The organism is Limnospira sp. PMC 289.06, assembly GCF_032350395.1.
In the GTDB taxonomy this organism is placed as follows: Bacteria; Cyanobacteriota; Cyanobacteriia; order Cyanobacteriales; family Microcoleaceae; genus Limnospira; species Limnospira platensis.
Genome location: NZ_JARPLC010000434.1, coordinates 1 through 612 on the forward strand (window position 1 = coordinate 1; position 612 = coordinate 612).

1 protein-coding gene is annotated in these 612 nt (G+C 47.9%); it reads right to left on the reverse strand.

The annotated features are described in order from the left end of the window. Positions 1-612 (reverse strand): transposase (locus P5674_RS25625; protein WP_315670466.1); only part of this gene is annotated, 612 nt, incomplete at both ends.

Sequence of the window (612 nt, forward strand, 5' to 3'; positions counted from 1 at the left end):
TCGCCCGAGTCGATTAACGGCTTTTTTTCGGTTGGCAGAGCCTTTCTGTTTTTGGCTCACCCTTCGGTGAGCGCGTTTCAGCTTTTTCTCGGCGTTTCGGTAAAACCTCGGGTTCGGTTCGCTCTGTCCGTTTGAATCGGTGTAGAATTCCTTGAGTCCGACATCTAAACCCACGGTATTTCCTGATGGTTCGATTTCTTCTCGAACGTCTACTTTGACGCAAAACTGTGCGTAGTAGCCGTCGGCTCTACGAATCAGCCGAACCCGTTTGATTTGTTCTGTACCGTAAAACGCCAAATCCCAAGTTCCAATCAACTTGAGTCGTCCGATCCCTTTCTTGTCGGTAAAGACAATATGCTTAGGGTCGAGTAACTTCCAACCGGAGTTTTTGTACTCGACAGAACGACTGTTTTTCTTGAACCTAGGATATCCTTTCTTGCCGGGAACTTGCTGGCGGCAGTTTTCAAAAAAACGAGAAATTGAAGACCAGGCACGTTCGGCCGAAGCTTGACGAGCCGTACTGTTGAGTTCTCGAACCAAGTCATACTCTCGAGCAAGGACTCGACAGTATTTGTTAAGGTCGTATTTGTTAACACCTCGGTTGTCCATCCC